The 21,699-nt window shown below is 70.3% G+C and carries 20 protein-coding genes and 4 tRNA genes; 11 read left to right on the forward strand and 13 right to left on the reverse strand.

Features of this window, described 5'->3' with window-relative positions; all coding sequences use genetic code 11:
* The coding region (locus HKD39_RS18350; RefSeq protein ID WP_171201329.1) for an HNH endonuclease signature motif containing protein at positions 1-403 on the forward strand (403 nt) is incomplete at its 5' end.
* A 229-nt stretch (positions 404-632) separates the two neighbouring features.
* Here HKD39_RS18350 and HKD39_RS18355 read toward each other — a convergent pair.
* Together HKD39_RS18355 and HKD39_RS18360 are read right to left on the reverse strand one after the other, a co-directional pair.
* On the reverse strand, positions 633-1,298 hold the full coding sequence (locus HKD39_RS18355; protein WP_246233208.1) for a GNAT family N-acetyltransferase: 666 nt from the start codon (positions 1,296-1,298) through the stop codon (positions 633-635).
* 83 nt (positions 1,299-1,381) lie between these two features.
* On the reverse strand, positions 1,382-2,200 hold the full coding sequence (locus tag HKD39_RS18360) for a glycerophosphodiester phosphodiesterase family protein (protein WP_171201331.1): 819 nt from the start codon (positions 2,198-2,200) through the stop codon (positions 1,382-1,384).
* An 86-nt stretch (positions 2,201-2,286) separates the two neighbouring features.
* Here HKD39_RS18360 and dxs point away from each other — a divergent pair, with 86 nt between their 5' ends.
* Positions 2,287-4,236: a 1-deoxy-D-xylulose-5-phosphate synthase gene (gene dxs / locus HKD39_RS18365; protein WP_343074774.1), complete on the forward strand. Its 1,950-nt coding sequence runs from the start codon at positions 2,287-2,289 to the stop codon at positions 4,234-4,236.
* On the opposite strand, the gene HKD39_RS18370 is transcribed toward dxs, so the two are convergent.
* Positions 4,233-5,729 carry an MFS transporter gene (locus tag HKD39_RS18370; RefSeq protein ID WP_212754753.1) on the reverse strand — a complete coding sequence of 499 codons (1,497 nt, stop codon included), beginning with the start codon at positions 5,727-5,729 and terminating at the stop codon, positions 4,233-4,235. The genes dxs and HKD39_RS18370 overlap by 4 nt on opposite strands.
* 357 nt (positions 5,730-6,086) lie before the next feature.
* Here HKD39_RS18370 and HKD39_RS20145 point away from each other — a divergent pair, with 357 nt between their 5' ends.
* Positions 6,087-6,542 carry a MarR family winged helix-turn-helix transcriptional regulator gene (locus HKD39_RS20145; protein WP_212754754.1) on the forward strand — a complete coding sequence of 152 codons (456 nt, stop codon included), beginning with the start codon at positions 6,087-6,089 and terminating at the stop codon, positions 6,540-6,542.
* A 4-nt stretch (positions 6,543-6,546) separates the two neighbouring features.
* On the opposite strand, the gene HKD39_RS18380 is transcribed toward HKD39_RS20145, so the two are convergent.
* The 9 genes from HKD39_RS18380 to rocD all read right to left on the reverse strand — a co-directional run bounded on the left by HKD39_RS18380 (position 6,547) and on the right by rocD (position 17,157).
* On the reverse strand, positions 6,547-8,631 hold the full coding sequence (locus HKD39_RS18380) for a 3-hydroxyacyl-CoA dehydrogenase NAD-binding domain-containing protein (RefSeq protein ID WP_343074776.1): 2,085 nt from the start codon (positions 8,629-8,631) through the stop codon (positions 6,547-6,549).
* A gap of 53 nt (positions 8,632-8,684) precedes the next feature.
* Positions 8,685-10,004 carry an acetyl-CoA C-acyltransferase gene (locus tag HKD39_RS18385; protein WP_171201335.1) on the reverse strand — a complete coding sequence of 440 codons (1,320 nt, stop codon included), beginning with the start codon at positions 10,002-10,004 and terminating at the stop codon, positions 8,685-8,687.
* 55 nt (positions 10,005-10,059) lie between these two features.
* Positions 10,060-11,292: an HRDC domain-containing protein gene (locus HKD39_RS18390; RefSeq protein WP_171201336.1), complete on the reverse strand. Its 1,233-nt coding sequence runs from the start codon at positions 11,290-11,292 to the stop codon at positions 10,060-10,062.
* A gap of 17 nt (positions 11,293-11,309) precedes the next feature.
* The gene (locus HKD39_RS19055; RefSeq protein WP_212754756.1) at positions 11,310-11,984 is read right to left on the reverse strand and encodes a LuxR C-terminal-related transcriptional regulator; all 675 of its coding nucleotides are present in this window, start codon (positions 11,982-11,984) and stop codon (positions 11,310-11,312) included.
* Positions 11,985-12,200: 216 nt separating this feature from the next.
* Positions 12,201-12,875 (reverse strand): DUF3000 family protein, encoded by a 675-nt coding sequence (locus HKD39_RS18400; protein ID WP_171201346.1) that lies wholly within the window; start codon positions 12,873-12,875, stop codon positions 12,201-12,203.
* A gap of 66 nt (positions 12,876-12,941) precedes the next feature.
* Positions 12,942-13,412, reverse strand: a complete 471-nt coding sequence (gene msrB, locus HKD39_RS18405; protein ID WP_171201337.1) for a peptide-methionine (R)-S-oxide reductase MsrB — start codon at positions 13,410-13,412, stop codon at positions 12,942-12,944.
* A 20-nt stretch (positions 13,413-13,432) separates the two neighbouring features.
* Positions 13,433-15,061 (reverse strand): alpha/beta hydrolase, encoded by a 1,629-nt coding sequence (locus tag HKD39_RS18410; RefSeq protein WP_171201338.1) that lies wholly within the window; start codon positions 15,059-15,061, stop codon positions 13,433-13,435.
* Positions 15,061-15,861 (reverse strand): dihydrofolate reductase family protein, encoded by an 801-nt coding sequence (locus HKD39_RS18415; protein ID WP_171201339.1) that lies wholly within the window; start codon positions 15,859-15,861, stop codon positions 15,061-15,063. Before HKD39_RS18415 ends, HKD39_RS18410 begins: the two co-directional genes overlap by 1 nt.
* 45 nt (positions 15,862-15,906) lie before the next feature.
* A complete protein-coding gene (rocD, locus tag HKD39_RS18420) occupies positions 15,907-17,157 on the reverse strand; it encodes an ornithine--oxo-acid transaminase (RefSeq protein ID WP_171201340.1) in 1,251 nt (416 codons plus the stop codon).
* A 179-nt stretch (positions 17,158-17,336) separates the two neighbouring features.
* Between rocD and HKD39_RS18425 the strand changes: the two genes are divergently transcribed.
* The 4 genes from HKD39_RS18425 to HKD39_RS18440 are packed head-to-tail and all read left to right on the forward strand — an operon-like array spanning position 17,337 to position 20,145.
* A complete protein-coding gene (locus HKD39_RS18425) occupies positions 17,337-18,410 on the forward strand; it encodes a polyphosphate kinase 2 family protein (protein ID WP_171201341.1) in 1,074 nt (357 codons plus the stop codon).
* Between the two features lie 26 nt (positions 18,411-18,436).
* Complete coding sequence (locus tag HKD39_RS18430) at positions 18,437-19,144, forward strand: 2-phospho-L-lactate guanylyltransferase (RefSeq protein ID WP_171201342.1); 708 nt, start codon at positions 18,437-18,439, stop codon at positions 19,142-19,144.
* A gap of 37 nt (positions 19,145-19,181) precedes the next feature.
* Positions 19,182-19,787, forward strand: coding sequence for a hypothetical protein (locus tag HKD39_RS18435; RefSeq protein ID WP_171201328.1), 606 nt, complete (start codon positions 19,182-19,184; stop codon positions 19,785-19,787).
* On the forward strand, positions 19,777-20,145 hold the full coding sequence (locus HKD39_RS18440; protein ID WP_171201343.1) for a DUF3817 domain-containing protein: 369 nt from the start codon (positions 19,777-19,779) through the stop codon (positions 20,143-20,145). Before HKD39_RS18435 ends, HKD39_RS18440 begins: the two co-directional genes overlap by 11 nt.
* A 73-nt stretch (positions 20,146-20,218) precedes the next feature.
* Here HKD39_RS18440 and HKD39_RS18445 read toward each other — a convergent pair.
* Positions 20,219-20,293, reverse strand: a tRNA-Val gene (locus HKD39_RS18445).
* Between the two features lie 250 nt (positions 20,294-20,543).
* On the opposite strand from HKD39_RS18445, the gene HKD39_RS18450 reads away from it, so the two are divergent.
* The 4 genes from HKD39_RS18450 (at position 20,544) to HKD39_RS18465 (ending at position 21,343) form a co-directional block, all read left to right on the forward strand.
* Positions 20,544-20,990, forward strand: coding sequence for an SsgA family sporulation/cell division regulator (locus HKD39_RS18450; protein ID WP_171201344.1), 447 nt, complete (start codon positions 20,544-20,546; stop codon positions 20,988-20,990).
* A gap of 72 nt (positions 20,991-21,062) precedes the next feature.
* Positions 21,063-21,135 (forward strand) — tRNA-Gly (locus HKD39_RS18455).
* Positions 21,136-21,169: 34 nt separating this feature from the next.
* Positions 21,170-21,240: transfer RNA gene (locus HKD39_RS18460), tRNA-Cys, on the forward strand.
* A 28-nt stretch (positions 21,241-21,268) separates the two neighbouring features.
* Positions 21,269-21,343 (forward strand) — tRNA-Val (locus HKD39_RS18465).
* Positions 21,344-21,699: the final 356 nt, after the last annotated feature.

Below are 21,699 nucleotides of genomic sequence, written 5' to 3' on the forward strand. Positions count from 1 at the left end.
CGACCACCGCATCCCGTACCAGGCCGGCGGGGCGACCAGCGCGGACAACCTGAACCTGCTGTGCAAACACCACCACCGCGCCAAAGACGGCGGCGGCTGGACCCTCACCCGCACCAGCGACGGTACCTACCACTGGACCTCACCGCTGGGCCGCACCCACACCAGAGAACCCGAAACCTGGTGGCAGCCAACCGAAACGACAGGAGACCGCGCTGCCGACGCGAGCGACCAGAGCGTCGCGGCCAACAGTGGCGGCGCCGATCTGTCGCCGGATCACCTTGGGACGCAACAGGATTCCCACCGGCAAGCGCCAGGCCTGCCGGCGCAACGCCCACCCGACGCAATACCTCTGTCTCCGGAGCCGGCCACGTCCGAACACGATGACGACCCTCCGCCCTTCTAACCGACCCGCCCGCCGAGACCGCAGGACTGCGGTACCGCCCGCACCGCGGGACCGTTCGCCCGCCGCGCACGCCGACCTGCTCGGGCCGCTCAGCCCGTCGAGCGTGCCGATCTGCTCGGGCCGCTCAGCCCGCCGCGCGCCGATCTGCTGGGGCTGCTCAGCCCGCCGAGCGCGCCGACCTGCTCGAGCCGCTCTCTGCCCGGGCCGCCGGTCCGCCGAGCCGGCCAACTCAGCTCCCGCCAGGCACCCCGGTTGGCCCAGGCGTCCCGGCTGCCCCGGTCGTCCCAGGCGCCCCCGCCGCCAACGCTGCCCCGGTCGCCCCAGCCGCCAACGCACCGGGCTGCACAAAGAGCACAATGCCGAACTCGTCACCCGCCCAGTGCGCGGCTGCCCGGCCGACCTCGTGCCAACCGCGCGAGCGGTACATCGCCAGCGCTGGAACCGCAACAGCCGCCGTATCGAGCACGGCCACCTGCCCGGCCGCCCGCGCTGCAGCGACCGCGGTATCCAGCAGCCGGTCGGCGACGCCGCGTCGCTGCGCCCCCGGCGCCACGAACAACCGTTTCACCAGCAGGTGATCGTCGGCTGGCCGCCCAGTGGCTGCCATCCAGATGTCCTCGGCCGCTGGGTCCTTCCCTAGCCGCATCGGCATCACCGCAACATGCCCGACAATCACCCCGTCCAGCTCGGCCACCCAGGCCGAGGTGAACCGCGGGTCGTAGACGTGATCCTCGGCGTCCGGCACCAGCGTGCCGTCCGGCCCGCCGAGATAACCGGTGGCGGCCGCGCACTCGGTCAACGCCGCCAGCACCGCGGCCCGGTCCGCCTCCACCCGCGGACGGACCACCACCGCCACCGCATCGGCCCGGTCGGGCCGCACCGCCGCCGGCTGCATACCGCTCACGTCCGTCGGGCCTCCGCCGCGCGCCGTCAACCGGCTCACGTCCGTCGGGCCTCCGTCACCCGCAGCCAACCGGCTCACGCCCGCTGCCGCAGCCAGTCCTGCAGCTTCGCCGGGGTGTTGGTGATGATCACGTCAACGCCGATGTCCAGCATCCGTTGCCAGTCGGCGGGATCGTCCACCGTCCACACCGCCACCGCCAACCCGGCGGCATGCAGCGCCGCCACCGCGCCTGCGGGATCGGGCTGCGCCAACAACAGCTCGCCGGCCGGGTTGTAGGTCACCGCATTGACCTCGCGGCAGGCCGCCACCGGGTCGGTGTCCCACACCTCGGTGAGCAGCCCCACCGGCCGTCCCGGCTGAATCTGCCCGATGGTGCTCAGCACGTCCCGCTGGAACGACTGCGCCAGGATCCGATCGTCCACCCCGGCCGCCCGGCAGACATCCAGCACCGCCACCACTTCGTCCGGGGTGTGCGGCCCCTTGAACTCGAGGAACACCCGCCCATCGGCGGGCAGCTCCGCCAGCAGGGTCGCCAGCTCCGGCACCTTCTCACCGGCAAACCGTTGATCGAACCGCGACCCGGCATCCAGCGCCGCCACGTCGTTGGCCTGCATCGCGCGCACCGAACCGGTGCCGTCGGTGGTGCGGTCGACGTCGTCGTCGTGCAGCAGCACCGGCACGTTGTCCAGCGTCGGCTGGGTGTCGGTCTCCAGCCAGTGCACGCCCGCCTGCCAGCCGGCCCGGAACGCCGCCATGGTGTTCTCCGGGGCGTCGGCGCTGGCCCCGCGATGCGCGACCACCAGCGGCCGGGGCGCCGGGTCAGCGCTCAGCGGCGACGGCGGCGGCGACACCGGACCGGTGGGATTCTTGGAGTTGCCAGCTGTGGTGGACACGCTGCATGAGCCTACTGACCAAGCGGCGGGCGGTACTGTCTCACCCGCAGGCAACCTCACCCGCGGGCAACGGAAGGGAGCGGTGGGTGTCCCAGATCGATCGGATCACCTCCCCGGCAGCCGTCCGCGCTGCCAGTCCCGAACAATTGACGGAGCTGGCAGCCGACATTCGCCGGTTCCTGGTGGACAAGGTGTCCAAGCGCGGCGGCCACCTCGGCCCCAACCTCGGCGTTGTCGAGCTCACCCTGGCACTGCATCGCGTCTTCGACTCGCCGGCCGATCCGATCCTGTTCGACACCGGCCACCAGAGCTACGTGCACAAGATCGTCACCGGCCGGGCCGGCGACTTCGACCAGCTGCGAGTGCGCAGCGGCCTGTCCGGTTACCCCGATCGGGCCGAATCCGAGCACGACTGGGTCGGCAACTCCCACGCCTCCACCTCGCTGAGCTACGCCGACGGCATGGCGAAGGCGTTCGACGTCCGCGGCGAGAAGAACCGCACCGTGGTCGCGGTGATCGGCGACGGTGCGATGACCGGCGGCATGGCATGGGAAGCGCTGAACAACATCGCCGCCGGCAAGGACCGCCCGCTGGTGATCGTCTTCAACGACAACGGCCGCTCGTACGCGCCCACCACCGGCGGCATGGCCGAGCGGCTGGCCGCCCTGCGTCTCAAGCCCGGCTACGAACAAATGCTCGGCGCCGTCAAGGGCGGTCTGCTCCGCGCCCCCGGCATCGGCCGGCCCATGTTCGGCGTGCTGCATGCGATGAAGTCGGCGATCAAGGATTTCTTCTTGCCGCAGACGCTCTTTCAAGATCTCGGGCTGAAGTACCTCGGCCCGGTCGACGGACACGACATCGGCGCGGTGGAGCGAGCACTACAGCGCGCCAAGGGTTTCCGCGGTCCGGTGCTGGTGCACTGCATCACCAACAAGGGCCAGGGCTACCCGCCGGCGCTGGCCGACGAGGCCGAGATGATGCACTCGCCCGCGGCCTTCGACCCGGACACCGGGAAGCCGCTGGCTGCCGGGGTGCGCACCTTCGGTCAGGTCTTCGGTGAGGAGCTGGTGCGGCACGCCGCCATCCGCGACGACGTTGTCGCCATCACCGCTGCGATGAGCGGGCCGACCGGGCTCGGGCCGTTCGCCGAGCACTATCCCGACCGGTTCTACGATGTGGGTATCGCCGAGCAACACGCCTTGACCAGCGCCGCCGGTCTCAGCTTCGGCGGATTGCACCCGGTGGTGGCGTTGTACTCGACCTTCTTGAACAGGGCGTTCGATCAGCTTTTGATGGACTGCGCGCTGCACGGCCGCGGCGTCACCGTGGTACTCGACCGGGCCGGCATCACCGGCGAGGACGGCCCCAGCCACCACGGCATGTGGGACATGACGATCGCCGCGACGGTGCCGGCGCTGCGGCTGGCTGCTCCCCGGGACGGCGCCACCTTGCGCGCAGAGCTGGCCGAGGCGCTCGACGTCGACGACCGGCCGACTTTGCTGCGCTACCCGAAAGGCGCTGTGCCGCAGGAGCTTCCGGCGGTACGCCGGATCGGCAGTGGCGATGCGGCGATCGATGTGCTGTACGAACGCGAGGCACCCGGTGGGGTGCTGCTGATCGGCGTCGGAGTGCTGGCCGCGGCAGCAGTGGAGGCCGCCGAGCGGCTGGCCGACCACGGTATCGACGCCACCGTTGTCGATCCGCGTTGGGTGTTGCCGGTCTCACCCGAACTTGTCGAGCTGGCTTCGGAGTACCGGCATGTGGTGACGGTGGAGGACGGTGGCCGGTCCGGCGGCGTCGGCGCCGCCATCCGTGACGCGCTGCCCACCGACGCCGACGTGCTGGTACTCGGCCTGCCCCAGGACTTCCTGGAGGCCGCCTCGCGGTCGGACCTGTTGGCGGAGAAGGGATTGACCGGCCAGGCCATCGCCCGCACGGTCGCCGGACATGTGTCCGGCGCCGCGCGGACCCCTGGCGAGCGGCGCCGCTCCGGTGACGAGAGCCGGTCGGCGCGCCCGGAACACCCTGGGCGTTAGTCGGTCACCCTGGCCGCCACCGGCGCATCGGTGGCGTTCTCGTCCGCGGTGAATTCGCCGGGGGCTCCGGTGGCTCCGGCTGGAGCGGCGGCAACGCTCGCCGCCTTACGCGAGCGCAGCAGCTTCGCCGCCACCCACACCGTGCCGATCAGGCCGGCGGTGGTAAGCACGGTGATCACCACGATCGCGGTGCCCATGCCGGGCAGCAACTGACCGCTGGTCGCGGTGCCGGTGCCGATGATGGCGGTGACCACGGCCATCATGATCGCGCCGCCCACCTGCACGCAGGTGTTCACCAGGCCGGACGCCAGGCCCTGCTCGTCGTCGACAACGCCCGCGGTCGCCTGCGCGTTGATGGACGGGAAGCACAGCGCAAACCCCAACCCCAGCAACAACATTGTCGGCAGCAGGAACGACAGGTAGTTCTGCCCCGGTCGCACCGACAGGAACAGGGCATAGCCCACCGCGAACGCGGTCAACCCGATGGCGATGAGCAGCTGGGTGGGAAAGCGGTCGAGTACCCGGTCCATCGCCCCGGCCGATAGCGCCACCAGAATTCCGGCAGGCAGAAAACCGAGCGCCATCTGCAGCGGCGACCAGCCCAGCGCGTCCTGCAGATACAGCGTCACCAAGAACTGGAAGGCCGCGTAGCTGCCGAACATGATGGCGCCCACCAGGTTTGCATGCACCAAGGGGCGCGACTGCAGAATGCCCAACCGCACCAACGGCTGCCGGTGCCGGCGTTCGATCAGCACAAACCCAACAGCCAGCGCGGCAGCGCCGACCAGCAGCACCAGCACCAGCGGATCGGTCCAGCCCCGGTGCGGTGCCTGCACCACGCCGAGGACGAGGGCCAGCAGCGCACCGGTACTGGTCAGCGCGCCGGGCAGATCGAGGGCGCCGCGGGCCCGGTCGGTGCCGGTAGTTCTTGGGATCAGCCGCCAGCCGGCGAGCACGATCAGCAGCGCCACCGGTCCGGGGAACAACAGCGTTGCGCGCCAACCGATCTCGGTGAGCAGCCCGCCGAACACCAGGCCAAGTGAGAAACCGCTGGCGCCGGCGACGGTGTAGATACTCAGTGCCTTGTTGCGGGCAGGTCCCTCGGCGAACGTGGTGGTGATGATCGACATGCCGGCCGGTACGGTGAAGCCGGCGGACACGCCCTTGATGAAGCGCAGTGCAATGATCGCGGTGGGATCGCTGAGCATGGCGCTGATCACCGAGGCGACGCCGAACACGGTGACGGCGGCCAGGAACATCCGTCGGCGTCCGAACAGGTCAGCGGCACGGCCACCGAGCAACAACAGCCCGCCGTAGCCGAGCACATAGCCGGAGACGATCCACTGCAGGCTGGTTGGCGTCATGCCGAGGTCGCCGCCGATCGACGGCAGCGCCACCCCGACCATCGAGATGTCGAGCGCGTCGAGGAACAGCGCGCCACACATCACCAGCAGCAGCGCCCAGACGCGCCCTGGCCAGCTGGTGCCGGACACGTGCGAACCGGCGGTCTGCTGAGCGGCCGGAGCCGGCGCCGAGGCAGCAACACCAGCGCGAGCAGCTCTAGCACCAGCACCAGCGCCAGCGCCAACGGCGTCAGCACTAGCACCAGCGCCGGCAACACCAGCGCCATCGCCAGCACCAGCGCCAGCATCTGCGCCAGCAGGGCAGGAGCCGGTGGGCTTGGTATCAGCGGGAGCGGGGATGTCAGTAGGGATGAAATTCGGCAGCGACGTCGCGCTGCGCGTAGGGGTGGCGCATTCCATGCCGGTCAGTCTTATGCACGTGCATCTAATGCGCAAGCAAATAATGCGGAAACATTAAATTCATCTGCATGGAGTAGGATGCGGCTCGTGGGTGCACAGACGCGCGGGACGATCGCCGCAGAGTCGGCCGAAGTCGACGAGCTGGCCGAGGGCTGGCAACAACTGGTGCGCCGGTTCCATCGGATCACCTGCCAGCTGGACCGGGCGCTGTCGGCCGCGCACGGCCTGACCTCGAGCGAGTTCACCGTGTTGGAGCAGATGTACCAGGCCGGCGGGTCGGTGCGGATGAGCGAGCTGGCCCAGACCGCCTGCGTCACCCAGAGTGCGCTGTCGCGGCTGGTGGGGCGGCTGCACGACGACGGCCTGCTCCGCCGGAAGACCTGCGACGCCGACCGTCGTTCGGTGTCCGCGGAGCTGACGCCGGCCGGCAAGCGACGCTACCTGCAGGCCCGCGAGACCCAGCGGAAGATCCTGCAGACCGAGGCAGACGACTGCCCGGTCACCACCGCGATGCTCCGCGACGGCAACCGGGCAGCCGGATAACTCGTCAAGCCGGGAGGGTGGCCACCCCGGCAGGGGCGAACCGCTTGCCGGTCACCTTCTCCGAGATGCCCTCGCGGTCCAGATACGGGGTGATCCCGCCCAGCCAGGCCGGCCAACCCGCGCCGGTGATCATGCCGAGATCGATGTCGGCGGCGTCGGACACCACACCCTCGTCCAGCATCAGCCTGGCCTCGGTGGCCAGCGCGGCCAGCGCCCGCTCCCGCACCTGCTCGGCGGTGGACGGTTGATCGCCGCCCTGCCACAGTTCGCGGACCTCGTCCGAGACCTTCTGGGTGCCGTCGGCGTCCCAGCTCACCAGCTGCTTGAGGCCGGAATCGACGGTGCGGCGCAGGTTTTCCGACACTGGGAACCGATCCGGCCAGCTGGCGTTGAGGGTTTCCTGCACGTGCAGCGCGACCGCCGGGCCGACCAACTGCAGCAGCATGATCGGCGTCATCGGCAGGCCGAGCGGATCCAGCGCGATGTCGGCCACCTGCGGGTCGGTGCCCTCGTCGATGGCGGCGAGGATCTCGCCCATGAAGCGCAGCAGCAGCCGGTTCACCACGAACCCGGTGGCGTCGGCACAGATGATCGGGCTCTTGCGCAACTGCTTGGCCAGCGCCACCCCGGTGGCGACCGCGGCGTCGGAGGTCTGCTCGGCGCGGATGATCTCCAGCAACGGCATCACCGCGACCGGATTGAAGAAGTGCAGACCCACCACCCGCTCGGGATGCTGCAACCCCTTCGCCATCGCCGTCACCGACAACGACGAGGTGTTGGTGGCCAGAATCGCCTCGGGCGCAACGTGTTTCTCCAGCTCGGCGAAGACCTGCTGCTTCACCTCAAGCTGCTCGTACACCGCCTCGATCACCAGATCGGCGTCGGCGAACGCCGAGTAGTCCAGCGATCCGGTCACCAGCGCGGTGAGCCGGTTGGCTTCGGCGGGCGAGATCCGGCCCTTCTCGGCGAGCGTGCTGATCTCGCCGTGCACCCTCGCCACCCCGGCGTCCAATCGCTGCTGGTCGATCTCGGTGAGGACTACCGGCACCTTCAACCGGCGCACGAACAATGTCGCCAGCTGCGATGCCATCAACCCGGCACCGACAACGCCGACCTTGGTGACCGGCTGTGCCAGCGACTTGTCCGGCGCCCCAACGGGTTTGCGCGCACGTTTCTGGGTCAGGTTGAAGGTGTACAGGCCGGCGCGGAACGGCTCCGAGGTGATTAGGTCGGCCAGCGCTTCGTCTTCGGCGGCGAACCCGGCCGTCAGGTCGTCGGCGAACTCGCCGCCGGCCGCCTCGATCAGGTCGAGTGCCCTGGCCGGTGCGGTGGTGGCACCGTGGGTGCGCTGCTGCGCCAGGAACCGCCCACGGGCGACAGCGGCGGCGTAGTCGTCGCTGCTGAACTCCTTGCGCGGCACGGTCACCGAGCCGCTCACCACATCGGCGAGCCAGCGCAGCGACTGCTCGAGGAAGTCCGCGCCGTCAAAGACCTGGTCGACGACACCCAACGCGGCCGCGTCCTTGGTGCGCAGCGTGCGGTTGTTGTTCAGCGGGTTCTCGACAATCACCGTGACGGCGTTCTCCGGGCCGATCAGCCGTGGCAGCAGCTGGGTGCCACCCCAGCCGGGCAGGATGCCGAGAAAGCACTCGGGCAGCGCCATCGGCCCGGCGTTGGCTGCCAGCGTGCGGTAATGGCAGTGCAGGCCGATCTCGATCCCGCCGCCGAACGCCACCCCGTTGATGAACGCAAACGTCGGGATGTCGCTGTCGTGCAACCGGCGAAACACCTTGTGCCCCAACTGGCCGATGGCTCGGGCCGCGTCCTTGCCGTTGAGCGCGCCGATCCCGGACAGGTCGGCGCCGGCGGCGAACACGTACGGCTTGCCGGTGACGGCGATCGCCGCGGGCTTCGCCGCGAACGCCTGGTCCAGCGCCGCGTCAAGGCTGCGCAGGCCGGCCGGTCCCAGGGTGTTGGGCCGGTTGTGGTCCATGCCGTTGTCCAGGGTGATCAGCGCCACCTGGCCGGCAACGCCGGGCACGTCGATCAGGCGGGTGATGGCGTTGGTGACGACCTCGCCAGGGATCACCAGCTCGGGTGCGTCGCCGGCGGATTCGGTGGGGACGGTGGTGGTGTCGGTGCTCACTTGGTGCCTTCCTCAGCGCCGCTGTCGGTGCCGCTGTCGGTAGCGGTGCCGGCGCCGGCGGCCGGGCCAGCGGCGCCGTCGGGGTCGGAACTGCCGTCGTAGTGCGGGTTCTCCCAGATCACCGCGCCGCCCATGCCGAGGCCGACACACATGGTGGTGAGGCCGTAGCGCACCTGCGGGTGCTGCTCGAACTGGCGGGCCAGCTGCGTCATCAACCGCACCCCGGAGGAGGCGAGCGGGTGACCGACGGCGATGGCGCCGCCGTACTGGTTGACCCTGGGGTCGTCGTCGGCCATGCCGAAGTGTTCGGTGAAGGTCAGCACCTGCACCGCGAAGGCCTCGTTGATCTCGATCAGCCCGATGTCGTCGATGGTCAAACCGGCCTTGGCCAGCGCCTTCTCGGTGGCCGGCACCGGGCCCTCGCCCATGGTCTCCGGCGCGACGCCGGCGAAGGCGAAGGTGACCATCCGCATCCGGACCGGCAGGCCAAGTTCTTCCGCGGCCTCGGCGGAGGCGAGCAGGCAACCGGTGGCGCCGTCGGTGAGCGGGGAGGCGTTGCCGGCGGTGACCCTGCCGTGCGGCCGGAACGGCGTCTTCAGGTTGGCCATGCCGTCGACGGTGCTGCCCGGACGGGGCGGCTCGTCGGTGGTGGCCAGCCCCCAGCCCTGCTCGGCCGACCGGGTGGCGACCGGGACCAGATCGGGGGTGATGTTGCCGTCCGCCAACGCTTTTGCGTACTTCTCCTGGGAGGCCGTGGCGTAGGTGTCGGCGCGCTGCTTGGTCAGCGTCGGGTACTTGTCGTGCAGATTCTCGGCCGTGACGCCCATGTTGAGAGCGTCGGCCGAGACCAGGTTGTCCGTCATGAAGCGGGGGTTCGGATCGGCGCCGGACGCCGTCATCGGATGGTGTCCCATGTGCTCGACACCGCCGGCGATGGCGACGTCGTAGGCGCCGACGGCGATCGACGAGGCCATGGTGGTGACGGCCGTCATCGCGCCGGCGCACATCCGGTCCAGCGCGAAACCTGGCACCGACTCCGGCAACCCGGCCAGGATGGCGGCGGTGCGGCCGATGGTGGGGGCCTGGTCGCCGGTCTGCGCCACGGCGGCGACGGCCACGTCGTCGACCCGCTCCGGCGGCAGGGAAGGGTTGCGCCGCAACAGTTCTCGGATCACCTTGACCATCAGGTCATCGCCGCGGGTCTGGGCGTATTGGCCCTTGTCGCCGGCGCGGCCGAACGGGGTGCGCACCCCTTCGACGAAGACCACATCGTTGAGCGTGCGCGCCGGGGCGCTCCGTGGTGGGGCGGAAGTCACGTCAGCCTCCTAGGGCTTGGAGCCGGGAACACCAGCAATGCTACTCGCCAGTAACTTAGCGGGTGGCGAGAGCGTCCCTGAGCACCGGCGTCACCAGCTCGACCTGCCACGGCCGGGCCCCGCCGGCCGTCAGCCGGTCCGGCACCGCCGTCGGGTCGACCCGATCCCACAGCACCTGACGTGCCAGCGATGGCGTCACCAGGTTCTCCACCGGCATCGACCAGCGCTCGGCTAACGCGTCAAGCCCGTCGCGCAGCACCGCCAACCGTGCGGCGGCGTCCGGGTCCCGGCGTTCCCACCGGCCAGGTGGGGGGGCGGCGTCGGTTTCCGGCCGCCGGACCGGCAGCTGCCCGTCCGGCAGTCGGCGTCCGCGCTGCACCGCGTCGAACCAGTGGCGCAACTGGCGGCGCTGCGACCGCCCACCGAACACCGAGACCTTGGCGAGCTCGTCGGCGCTGCCGATCGGCCGGGACGCGGCCGCGACGATGGCGGCGTCCGGAAGCACCCGGTGCGGGGCGATGTCGCGCTCGGCGGCGAGTTGGTCTCGCGCCTGCCACAGTTCCCTTGCCACCGCGAGCCCGCGGCGATCCTTGAGCTGCGACAGCCCGGACACCCGGCGCCACGGCTCGGCCCTGGGCGCCGGCGGTCCGGCTGCGGCCAGCGCCGCGAACTCCTGCTGCGCCCACTCCCACTTGCCCTGCTCGCGCAGCAACGCGGTGAGCTGGACGCGCAGCGCGTCCAACAGTTCGACATCGAGCGCGGCGTACACCAGCCAGCTCTCCGGCAGCGGGCGGCTCGACCAGTCTTCGGCGCCGTGCCCCTTGGCCAGCCCGCGGCCCAACAGCTGTTCCACCAGCGCTCCGAGGCCGACCTTCGGCAGCCCGGCCAGCCGGGCGGCCACCTCGGTGTCGAACAGCCGGTCCGGTCGCAGCCCGAGTTCAGCCAGGCACGGTAGGTCTTCCTTGGCGGCGTGCAGAATCCATTCGCCGGTGTGCAGCGGCTCGGCCAGGTCGGCCACCGCGCTGCCGAGCGCGATCGGATCGAGCAGCACGGTGCCGACGTCGTCCCGCCGCAACTGCACCAGATAGGCCCGCGCTGAGTAGCGAAAGCCGCTGGCGCGCTCGGCGTCCAGCGCGATCGGTCCGGCGCCGGTACCGAGCGCGGCGGCCAACTCGGCGAGGTCGGCGACGTCGGTGAGCGGACCGCGGAACCCGGACTCGGGTGCCGTCAGCGGTATCGGCGGCGCTGCGTCCTGGTCGCTGGGGGAGTCGTTCGAGGATTCGCTCAAGGCGTTCGTTGAGCGGTTCAGGAGATGACTCCGGCGCGCAGGGCCAGCACCACCATGTGTGCCCGGTCGCCGGTGCCGAGCTTGCGGCCGATCCTGGCCAGGTGGCTCTTCACGGTGAGCGCGGACAGCGAGAGGTAGTCGCCGATCCACTTGTTCGACCGGCCGTCGGCCACCAACCGCAGGACCTCGACTTCGCGGCTGGACAGCTCGTGCACGGTGGACGGGACACTGGCGGTGGCCGGGTTCGCGCGCCGGCCCACCAATACGCCGTGAATACCGGCGCCGATGGCGTCGATCACCGGGCCGATCTCCGCGGCCGGAGCGAGCGCGATGACCCGGCTCCAGCCCGCCTCTTTGGCGGCTTCGACGATGGGCGCGACGGCCGGGCCGAGCGTCAGGCTGACCAGCAGCAGGTTTCCGCCCGGCTGGGCGATGAGCTGCTGCGGGATCTGCGACACGTCCGACGGTGCGGTGACGCTGGTGAGTCCGGATTCCCGCAGCGCCGTCACCCTGGACTCGCGGCTGGTGGCGTCAGGGTCGGCGATCAGCACCCTGACGCCGCCGGCGGCCGGGACGGTAGCGGCATCGGTGGTGTCGGTGGCCTGGCGCGGGCGCGGCAGGAGCGGCCCAGCGGGTTGCTGAGCGGGCGATCCGGCCGCGCCGCTGTGATCGAGATTGCTGGTCAGCGTCATCTTCACCAGTCGTCCTTCTACCTCTTGGATACGCCGCTGTTACCCCGGTTTGCTCGGCCGTGCGGTCGGCCGAACCCTTCCGAAAGATGCAGCGCCGATCGGGTGACAAGGGCAGAAATGCACCGGCCCGCGTTGATCCCTCCGATACGTAGTTTCACCGGAGCGGGGTGACCGGGTCAAGCGACGCGCGTGGGGACTTCAATCGGGAGTAGCTGGCTACTGGGCATTCGGGCGATGTGCCACCCGAATGGAGGCCACGCCTTCCGGTGGTAGACCCGTTGCCGTTGTCAGCAATTCGAGGAAAGCGCCCAGGTGCGGAGCGCAATCCGGCGAGCGCGGAGTCCACGAGGCGCGCATCTCGAGGTCGTCAGCGTGGACCGGTCCGGAAATGTCGCCGAAACGGGTGGACGTGGTGCAGGTGACGGTGCCGCCCAGCGCGGTGTACCCGGTGTCGGTGATGACGTCGGGAGCAGCGCCATCCGCAGGTTGCGGCTCACCCGCGGTGTGCTCGGTGGGCACGGCGTCGAGGGCTTCGACCAGCCAACTCCACGCCACCTCGGGCAACAGCGGGTCGGTGGCAACCTCCGACTCCAGTTCGCAGGTGAGGAACACGACGATGCGCAGCGTCCCGTCCCAGGCCTCCACCCCGTCCGGGTCGTGCAGCAGCACCAGCCGTCCCGACCCGATCTCGTCGCCGTCCGGCGAATAGACGGTGGCCGACAACGCATGCGCGAACGGTGCCAGCCGACGCGGTGCGGTCAGCGGCTCCAGCACAATCTCCGGCCGGCTCGTCACCTCGTCCAGCGAAGCGACCGCACGTCGGAACACCCCCGGAACGGGGGTGTCGGTGAGCTGCTCGTTCCCGCCGCTGCTGCGGCCAGCGGTGACCATCGGTGGCCGGGTCATGGCCTGACCTTACGGTCGGCGACCGACGTTGCCCCGATCGCCGCGCCGAGTTCACTGTCCGGCGGGCTCCAGCGTCATCGAGATGGAGTTGATGCAGTACCGCTGATCGGTCGGCGTCGGGTAGCCCTCGCCCTCGAACACGTGGCCAAGATGCGAGTCGCAGACCGCGCAGCGCACCTCGGTGCGGCGCATGCCGTGCGAGTCATCGGACAGCAGCACGACGTTGTCGGCGCCGCTGGGCGCGTAGAAGCTGGGCCACCCGCAGTGGCTGGCGAACTTGGTGTCCGACCGGAACAGTTCGGCGCCGCACGCCCGGCAGCGGTAGACACCCTCGGTGGTGGTGTCGGTGTACTCGCCGGTGAACGGCCGCTCGGTGCCGGCCTCACGCAGCACGTGGTACGCCTCGGGACCGAGCTCGGCCCGCCACTGCTCTTCGGTCTTCTCCACCTTGGCAGGCTTGGCAGGCTGCTCGCCCTTGGCGGGCTGCTCGGTGTTGGCTGGTTGCTCCGGTGCCGCGCTCATGCCGTCAACGCTACTCCCGGTCACGGCGGACAGATGGCGCCCTGGGTCGGCATCGCGCCGTCGGTCAGGTAGCGCTCGACCGCGGTGTTCACGCAGCTGCCGCCGGGGAAGCTGCCGTGCTGCCCGGACTGCCACGACAGCAGCCGCGCCGAGGCCAGTTGCCGGGTCAGCGCCTGCACCTCGGCGTAGGGCGAGACGGGGTCGTTCACGGCGCCGAGCACCAGAATCGGTGCGGCGCCGGGCGCGGACGCCCTGGTCAATGCCGCGGTGGCCGGGGGCCAGCCGCTGCACAGCGCGGCCTGCCCGACCAGGAACGCACCGAAGGTGGGCGATGCCTTCCCGGCGGCGTCGGCGGCGCTGGCGATCTGCTCGGCGGACGGGCGCTGGGCGGCGTCGTTGCAGCGGTAGGCGAGTTGTTGTTCCAGATAACCGCTGCGGCGGCTGACCCGGAAGGTGCTGCTGAGCAGCTGTTGCAAGCCCTGCAGCCTTGCCGTCCGGCCGTCGGTGGCGCCGGTGCCGGCCGCGTTGCCGAGTGCGGTGGCGAGTTGGTCCCAGCCGCGCTGGTCGCCGAGCAGCTTGGCGAGCAGCAGCAGCACGGTGCCGCCGTTGATCAGCAGTCCGGACGAGCCCCTGCCGGTTTCGCCGAGCTGCTGGATCAGCTCGGTGACGGTGCTGCGGGGATCGGCACCCAGCGGGCAGTCAGCACCCCGGGCGGCGCAATCGGCGGTGAAGTCGTCCAGCGCTGCCTCCAGCGCCTTGGCCTCGGTCTGCGCGCCGGCGAGCAGCGTTGCCGTCGGGTCCGCCGGCCCGTCCAGCACCAGCCGCTGCACCCGTCCCGGGTAGCGGTGCGCATACTCGGCGCCGATGGTGGCGCCCAGGCCGCGGCCGAGCAGCTGCAAGCGGTCCTGCCCGAGCGCGCTGCGCAGGGTGTCGAGATCGTCGGCGGCGATCGTCGACCCGACCCGGCTGATGTCGGATCCGATGCGGCTTTCACAGTCGAAGGTGGCCTGCTTGCCAAGGTCGATCAGGTCGGTGGCGGCGGCGGCATCTGCGACGGCGGCCGGAGGCGACAGCAGCGCCAGCATGGTGCTGTCGTCCAGGCAGCTCAGCTCGCCGTCGGCGCCGCGCAGGTCGATGGTCACCACCGGTTGCCGGTCGAGCATCCCGGCCGGCAGCGACGCCGCGAAGGCTTCCAGACCGGCGGTGCCGACGTCAGGCGGATCGATGACGGCCACCAAAGGTGCTGCGTCCAGCGGAGTTTCGGCGGTGCGGGCCCGCGCCACCTGCAGCACGAGGCTGTTGCCGCTGGGCTGTTGATAGTCCGCAGGGACGCGCAGTTCGGCGCAGGTCAGGTCGAGGCTGATCGTGACGGGCGGTTGGCTGCGCGGACTCGGGTCGGTGACGTCGGGCGGCGAGCAGGTGCCGAAGTCCAGCGGCTCGGCCTGCTGGCCGGGTCCTCCTGGTCCGGTGGGCCGGGCCGAGCTGGCCGGCGCCGAGGTCGGCGGGGGTGGTGGTCCGCCGCCGGGTCCGTAGGTGGCGACGGCGGGCCGGGCGGACGGGCCGACGGTGCAGCCGGCCAGCAGCGCCGCCACGGTGCCGACGACGGCGAGCACCCACAACGCCCGAGTTCTGTTGCTGACCGGCCGCATCACGGCCGCCGGTAGCGCGCGAACAGATGGTTGCTCTCGGCCAGCAGGCTGGCCAGCTGCCACGGCTCGGCCGTCGGGTCGGTGTCGGCCAGGTCCGTCCCGCCGAGCAGCGCCATGGTGGTGCCGGTGCCGAGCAGGTAGGGCGCGATGGTCAGGCACAGTTCGTCCAGCAGACCGTCGCGGACCAGCCGCCCCAGCAGGTGCGGGCCGCCCTCGCACAGCACCCGGTGGGCCCCGCCTTCGGCGAGCGCGCGTAGCCCGGTGCGCAGGTCGAGATCGGCGCCGGTGCGGATCACCTCGGCGGTGTCCGGCTGGGCGACGCCGTCCGGCGACAGCACGTAGGCGGGGTAGCCGGCCGCGGCGCTGTCCACCAGAGCGGGTAGGTCGTCCGGCAGCGGACGGGACGCCACAATCGCCCAGCGCGGCACCGGAGTGCGGTGCCAGCGTTCCCGGCGACGCTGCCGCTTCGGGTAGTCGCGCGCCCCTGGGTATTTCTCGTCGATGACGGTGCCGGCGCCCACCAGCACCACGTCGGAAAGGTCGCGTTGCAGGCCCATGAGTTTCTGGTCGGCAGGGTCGCTGAGCGCCGCCGAACTGCCGGCGACGGTGGTGCCGCCGTCGAGCGACTCGACCATGTTGGCGCGGACGGTGACCCCGTCGGGGCCGGGCGCCGCCGGCCAGGCCAGTACCGCGGCGAGCGCGTTCTCGACGGTGGTGAGGTCGCCCTTGCCGCTCAGGTCGAGATCGCGGGTCGGCGCCATGGGCTGGCCGGGGACGGAAGGCGGAAACAGCAGCTGCACTCGACCATTGCACCAAACGCAGCTGAGTGCCGGGGCCGGACGGCGTCAGCCGGCGTTCAGCACCGCGTCCAGATCGGCCACCGCCGAGTCGATCTCGGCTGCGGTGATCACCAGCGGCGGCGCGAATCGCAGGGTGTTCTCGTGCGTCTCCTTGATCAGCACGCCGCGGGCCATCATGGCCTCGCTCACCTGGCGCCCGGTTGGCCCGCCGGGGGCGAGTTCAACCCCGGCCCAGAGACCGCGACCGCGTACCTCGGCCACCCCGCGACCGACCAGCTCGCCGAGCCTGCTGTGCAGGTGCTGGCCGAGATCTGTTGCGCGGCGCTGCATCTCGCCGGTCTGCAGTAGCCGGATCACGGCACGGCCGACGGCCGCGGCCAGGGGGTTGCCGCCGAACGTCGAGCCGTGGGTGCCCGGGGTCAGCACGCCGAGCACGTCGCGCCGGCCGACCACCGCCGAAACCGGGAGAATCCCGCCGCCGAGGGCCTTTCCGAGGGTGTAGAGGTCGGCCCGCACCCCCTCGTGGTCGAGGGCAAGGGTGCGTCCGGTGCGGCCGAGGCCCGACTGGATCTCGTCGGCGATCAGCAGCACGTTGTGCTCCGTGCAGATGCGCCGGACCTGCGCCAGGTAGCCGGGCGGCGGCACCACAACGCCGGCCTCACCTTGGATGGGTTCGATCAGCACCGCTGCGGTGTCGTCGGTGATGGCCGCCTGCAGCGCCTGCGCGTCGCCGTACTTCACGTTCACGAAACCGGGGGTGAACGGCCCGTAGTCGGTGGTGGCCACCGGGTCGTCGGAGAAGGAGACGATGGAAATGGTGCGGCCGTGGAAGTTTCCGCCTGCGGTCACGATCTGCGCGCGGTTCTCCGGCACGCCCTTGACCCGGTAGGCCCACTTGCGGGCGACCTTCAGCGCGGACTCGACGGCCTCGGCGCCGGAGTTCATCGGCAGCACCATCTCGGTGCCGGTGAGCTCGGCCAGCTCGGCACAGAACGGGCCGAGCTGGTCGTGGTGGAAGGCGCGCGAGGTGAGCGTCACCCGCTGCAGCTGGTCGATCGCGGCGGCAACCAGATCGGGGTGTCGGTGCCCGAAGTTCAGCGCCGAATAGCCGGCGAGCATGTCGAGGTAGCGGCGGCCGTCGACGTCGGTGACCCAGGCGCCATTCGCACTGGCGATCACCACCGGCAGCGGGTGGTAGTTGTGCGCGCACCATTGGTCGTCCAACGCGAGAAGTTCGGCGGTGGTGGAAGCAGCGGCGGATCCGTTGGCGAGCGTGCTCGTCGTGCTGTGGGTCATCTTCCGAGCGTAATCGGGCAGGACGCAGCGTTCCGGGTCTCGGATGGGCCGGGCAAAGCAGGTCTGTTGCAAAGATTCCGGACCGACGACGGCATCGTTGCGCGGGGGAGCGTCAGGGCGTTGCTGTTCGCTCGGCGCGGGAGGCGCGCGGCCGCGGGTGGTTCATGTCAAGGTGGCTCATGCCAAACAACCGTTCCAGCAAGCAGCCGGCGAAATCCGCGAAGGCCGCAGCGAAGCCGGCGAGCAAGACCCGCAAGCCGGCGAGCAAGACCGCTGCGGCCAAGACCGCTCCGGCCAAGCGCGCGTCATCGGCCGGCTCGTCATCCAGGTCGACCCGCAAGGCGGCGGTGGCGAGCAAACCGATCAGCCCGCCACCGGCCAAGGTGGAGATCCCCGAGCTGGTCGACCAGCCGCGGTTCACCGGACTGGCGGCGTCGCTGGCGACTCCATCGGATTTCGAACTGTCCGAGCTGCCGACGGAACCGTTGCCGGGCGGGCCGAAGAACAAGAAGCACGCCGTCAAGCAGCTGGAGAAGATGGGCCCGGCACTGGCGACCATGCAGGAGCAGCTGTTCGCCGAGGCCACCGCCGGCAGCAAACGCCGGGTGCTGTTGCTGCTGCAGGGGATGGACACCGCCGGCAAGGACGGGGTGATCAAACACGTTGTCGGGCTGCTGAATCCCGGTGCGGTGCGACTGGCCTCGTTCAAGGCGCCCACCGCCGAGGAGCTGGAGCACGACTTCCTGTGGCGCATCCGCAGGCAGGTGCCTGCGGCCGGGCAGATCGGGGTGTTCAACCGCTCCCAGTACGAGGACGTGCTGATTGTGCGGGTCCACGATCTGGTGCCGAAAACGGTGTGGAGCAAGCGATATGCCCAGATCAACGCTTTCGAGCGGGAGCTGGCCAGGCAGGGCACCGTGCTCATAAAGTGCTTTCTGCACATCTCCAAAAAGGTGCAGGCGCAGCGGCTGCTGGCGCGGCTGGACGACCCGACCAAGTACTGGAAGTTCAACCCCGCCGATGTCGACGAACGCGGCTACTGGGACGAGTACCAGCAGGCCTACAGCGACGTACTGCGCCGCACCAGCACGGTCGGCTCGCCCTGGTACGTGATCCCTTCCGACAAGAAGTGGTACCGCAACTGGGCGGTGGCGGCGCTGCTGTCGGAGAAGCTCTCCCAGCTCGATCTCAGCTATCCGCCCGCCGACTTCGACATCGCCGAGCAGAAGCAGCGCATCCTCGACTCGGAGTGAGGCAGCCCGCGGCGCACAATGTCGGGGTGGAGCAGTCGACCCCGCCGTTCGCTGATCGGCGCTGGACCGTTGTGGTGCCCGTCAAGGCGACCAGCAGGGGCAAGAGCCGCATCCAAATGGCGTCCGCCGTGCGGCGTTCGTTGGCCAGGGCGCTCGCGGCCGACACCCTGACCGGTGCGGTCGCGGCGCGGCGGGTGCGCGCGGTGCTGGTCGTGATCGAGGACGCCGCCGATGGTGCCGCACTGCGCCGTGACCTCGGGCGCGCCGCCGACCGGCTGACGCTGGTGCGCACCGACACCCGCGAACTGAACGCCGCCATCGGCGACGGGCTGGCCGCCGCGGGAACCGGGCCGGTGGCGGTGCTGCCCGCGGACCTGCCCGGCGTCGCCGGCGACGAGCTGGACCGGGCATTGGCGTTGGCCGAGGACGAGTTCGCGCGCGGGGCGACCCTGCTGGCGATACCGGACCGGCAGGGCAGCGGGACCACCCTGCTGGCAGGTACGTCCGCGGATCGGATCAGGCAGCGGTACGGACCGGGATCGTTCGCCGCGCATCTGGCCGAGGGGGCGCGCGAGCTGGTGGTCGGCGACGACAGTTGGCTGCGGCGCGACGTCGACACGGTGGCCGATCTGCTGCTGGTGCCGGCGGGCCGCACCGCGGCGGTCACCGCAGCGGCGGGGTTGGTCGCCGGCGACGACGCCGCTCGCTGCGCGGACGGGCAGGCACGGGCGTGACCGGGTGCACATCGGGTCCGGTGCTACCGTCGCCGGTGTGGATCGCCGCTTCCTGAAGCCCGGGTGGCTGGTCGGCCACCTCATCATGGTGGCCGCGGTGGTGGTGTGCGTTCGGCTCGGTTTCTGGCAGTGGCACCGCAGCCAGGAAACGGCCGGCACCATGCAGAACCTGGCATACGCCGTGCTGTGGCCGGCTTTCGGCCTCGGCTTCATCTACATGTGGGTGCGGTTCCTGCTGCTGGAGAAGTCCAAGGACGAGCAGGACGACAAAGAACTGGACGAGGGCATCGCGTCGATCCTGGACGAGGCCAAGGCCGGTGACGCCGACGGAGCGGGTGCGTCGGACGCTGATCCCGCCACTGGGCCGCGACCGGTGAACGGCGCGAGCCCGGTCCCGGCGTCCGGCGGTGCAGCGGAGGATCACCGGGAGCCGGATCGTGGCGAGTCCGCTCACCAGGTGACGGCTCGGGAGCCGGCCGACCACCGGGCAACGCCGTCCCGCCGCGCCCGCGCCGAAGAGTCCACCGAGCCGGCGACGTTCGTCGGTTACGTGCCCGACGTCGACGCCGACGACGACCCCGAACTGGCCGCCTACAACCGAGCCCTGGCCGCGCTCGCCGAGAAGGACCGACGTGCCCACTGACCCTGCCCGACCGTCCACCAAGCCCGCCCCCGGCGCGCCGGAGATGCCGCCGAAGACAGCAAAGGCGTTGCGCCGCTATCGGATCGCCGCCTTCGCCGAGGGTGTCGCGCTGTTCATCCTGGTGATCGCCATGGTGATGCGATACGTCTTCGACCAGCGCTGGGCCACCCAGGTGTGGGGGCCGATCCACGGCGTGATCTTCGCGATCTACGTGCTGTTCTCGTTCGATCTCGGCTACAAGGAGCGCTGGAGCATGAAGGGCATCCTCGCGGTGCTGGTGGCCGGAGTGATCCCGATCGTCAGCTTCGTGGCTGAGGCCTGGGTGTCGCGCAAAGTCCTTGCCCGGCAGCGCATCTGAACGTCCGCCAGCCGCAGGACAACCCCCGAGACAGCAAATGCCCGGCCATTCGGCCGGGCATTTCTCGCCAGAGTGGTGGGCGATACTGGGATCGAACCAGTGACCTCTTCGGTGTGAACGAAGCGCTCTCCCGCTGAGCTAATCGCCCGGGACGACTGCCGCACTTTCCGGTGCCCCGGCCGCCGCGACAGCAGCCATTACTGTACCCGACCGCCGGTGCGCGCCGGACCACCGGGCGGCGCCTGGGCGGGGTCGGCGAGACGGGGGAGTCAGAAGCCGCGACTGCTCCGATCGGGTGAATTGCGGTTTCATGCGTGATGAAGCCAACCCATCGGCGTCCCACCTGCGAACACCTGATAGCGATGCGGCGCTGCCGCAGCTGGCTGGGGAGGCAAACAATGTCCCGCACCACCGCAGAGATGACGACGGCACAGACCGAGATGGTTCTCGAGTCGGCGGCCGGCGCGCCGGTCGTCCACGCCGAGCTGCGCTACCGCGCCCACCAGCCGTTCGCCGTTGAACTGTCGCTGCGGCTCGGCAACGCCGAGTCGGTCGAGTGGTCGTTCGCAAGGGAGCTGCTGCTGCAGGGGCTGCACGCCCCGGCCGGCTGCGGCGATGTGCAGCTGTTCCCGGCTGCCGGTCTGCTGCCCGCCAGCAGTGCCGTGATGATCGAGTTGCGCTCGCCGGACGGTCGGGCCGTGCTGCGCGCCGATCGGGCCGACCTCGAGCACTTCGCCAGTGCCACACTGGAAATGGTCCCGCTCGGCAGCGAACGCGAGCACTACAACCTCGACCTCGAGCTGGCCGCGTTGCTGATCGTCGCCGACCGCGCTTCGGACGCCTGACCGGGCGGTTTGGTGTGCCGACCGGCGCTCGGATACAGTGGTCGAGCACACCGCGCCGGTCGCGGTGAGTATGCGGACGTGGCGCAGTTGGTAGCGCATCACCTTGCCAAGGTGAGGGTCGCGGGTTCGAATCCCGTCGTCCGCTCGGACCGGCCCTGGGCCATCATCCCGGGGAACACGGTGGGATGGCCGAGAGGCGAGGCAACGGCCTGCAAAGCCGTGTACACGGGTTCGAATCCCGTTCCCACCTCCGCAGAAGCCTGACGGCTTCCAGCAGCGGGCGATTAGCTCAGCGGGAGAGCGCTTCCCTGACACGGAAGAGGTCACTGGTTCAATCCCAGTATCGCCCACCAGTGTTTCCGCAGCTCAGCAGGTGTTTCCGCACAAGTTTGCTGAGCCGGCGTAGGTTGGCGTATGGCGCCGATCACCCCGTTCGTTCCAGGCACTAGGCACTACTCTGGCGCTGACGGAGTAGGTCGCATCTCGCATTGGGACCGCGGCAGTGATGTCCGCGAGGTTGACTCTCACGGCCGGACTCTGCTGAAGCTGGTTTGGTTTGACAATCGGCTCTGGCTGGTCAACAAACGGGCTCTTCGACTTTCCGCGGGGTGGGTCGTTCATGCTGCGGTCGGTCGCTGTCGGGTGACGGCGATGTGGATCATGATGCGCCTTCGGTAGTTGGTCATGTTGCGGAACCCGCAGCCGACGC

This window comes from Nakamurella aerolata (assembly GCF_013002705.1).
GTDB classification, from domain to species: Bacteria; Actinomycetota; Actinomycetes; order Mycobacteriales; family Nakamurellaceae; genus Nakamurella; species Nakamurella aerolata.

Excerpts from the sequence above, each read along its gene's own strand:
- HKD39_RS18410 (WP_171201338.1), bottom strand. The coding sequence starts at position 15,061 with ATGCGGCCGGTCAGCAACAGAACTCGGGCGTTGTGGGTGCTCGCCGTC.
- HKD39_RS18355 (WP_246233208.1), bottom strand. The coding sequence starts at position 1,298 with ATGCAGCCGGCGGCGGTGCGGCCCGACCGGGCCGATGCGGTGGCGGTG.
- HKD39_RS19055 (WP_212754756.1), bottom strand. The coding sequence starts at position 11,984 with ATGACGCTGACCAGCAATCTCGATCACAGCGGCGCGGCCGGATCGCCC.
- HKD39_RS18425 (WP_171201341.1), top strand. The coding sequence starts at position 17,337 with ATGCCAAACAACCGTTCCAGCAAGCAGCCGGCGAAATCCGCGAAGGCC.
- msrB (WP_171201337.1), bottom strand. The coding sequence starts at position 13,412 with ATGAGCGCGGCACCGGAGCAACCAGCCAACACCGAGCAGCCCGCCAAG.
- HKD39_RS18400 (WP_171201346.1), bottom strand. The coding sequence starts at position 12,875 with ATGGTCACCGCTGGCCGCAGCAGCGGCGGGAACGAGCAGCTCACCGAC.
- rocD (WP_171201340.1), bottom strand. The coding sequence starts at position 17,157 with ATGACCCACAGCACGACGAGCACGCTCGCCAACGGATCCGCCGCTGCT.
- HKD39_RS18450 (WP_171201344.1), top strand. The coding sequence starts at position 20,544 with ATGTCCCGCACCACCGCAGAGATGACGACGGCACAGACCGAGATGGTT.